The following is a 1,076-nucleotide window of genomic DNA, read 5'->3' as shown; positions in this document are numbered from 1 at the left end:
ATCCCCGCGCGTGCGGGGACCAGTCGGGGTCGGCGTCCCAGATCTTGCGCAGGTGGGGGCCACCCCCGCGCGCGCGGGGACCAGAGGAGGTTGCGTGCCCCCGGGGGACGCTGGGCGGGGCCACCCCCGCGCGCGCGGGGACCAGGGTGTCGACGCGGCGCGGACCTTCATCTGAAAGGGGCCACCCCCGCGCGCGCGGGGACCAGAGCAATTGACCTGCGGCTTTATCGCGCGACACCCCGCTTTTTTGTAACTTCCGCGAACTCCGACCTATCGCTCAAGTTCGGCAGATCGCCCATACAGCCCCCTGCCGGTCAGGCCTTCCAGGCTATCGCCCTGCTCGCGGTCCAGCGCTCGGCTCGACGCCCTCGGCGAGGGTGACCAGCCACAGCGCGGCCACCATCGCGCTCGTGACCCGCGCCTCTCAGAGCCGTCCGCGCTTCCGAAGAGCGGCTCAGGGACATGTATTCCTAGTCTCACAGGAAGAGATCTTCATGCGTCTCGGAAGCACCGGACATCGTGGGCTTACAGCGCAGGTCGAGAAAAGAGTCAGGGCGCTACTCGCCGACACGATCCGCCAGTTCGCCCCGGCTGAGCTGTGCGGGGTCTCGTGTCTGGCTGACGGTCCCGACGCGTGGTTCGCCGAGATGGTCATCGAGCATGGCGGTCGGTGTGAGGCGGTTGTGCCGGCCGAGGAGTACCGGGCTGGTCTGCCCGCCTCGCACCACGCGACGTACGACGCCCTGCTGGCGCAGGCGACCAGGGTCCATTCGACGGGCCTGCGTCGCTCCGACGCACAGGCCCACATGGCGGGTAGCGAGACCCTGGTGGGTCTGGTCGATCGACTCATCGCCGTGTGGGACGGGCTCCCGGCTCGCGGTTACGGAGGTACGGCGGACGTCGTGGCGTACGCCGAACGCACGGGAGTTCCGGTGACCGTCGTGTGGCCCGAGGGCGCGACGCGTGACTGAGGACCCGGGCCTCACCGAAGAAGAACGCCACCGGCATAGCCGAGTCGGCGTCACCAGCCGCCGCTCAACCCGCACCACACCCGGGGAACAGCCCGCCGTCACAGC

Annotated in this window: 1 protein-coding gene; it reads left to right on the top strand. The window is 69.7% G+C overall.

Annotated elements, in window-relative coordinates; genetic code table 11:
- Positions 1-494: 494 nt before the first annotated feature.
- Complete coding sequence (locus tag KUM32_RS38370) at positions 495-971, top strand: hypothetical protein (RefSeq protein ID WP_217146435.1); 477 nt, start codon at positions 495-497, stop codon at positions 969-971.
- Positions 972-1,076: the final 105 nt, after the last annotated feature.

The sequence above is a fragment of the Streptomyces sp. AC627_RSS907 genome (genome assembly GCF_019049165.1).
Note: the sequence above shows the minus strand (reverse complement) of the source record. Positions and strands in the feature narration are given on the sequence as shown.

Bases quoted from the DNA above. Each gene is read 5' to 3' on its own strand.
- KUM32_RS38370 (WP_217146435.1), top strand. From the start codon at position 495: ATGCGTCTCGGAAGCACCGGACATCGTGGGCTTACAGCGCAGGTCGAG.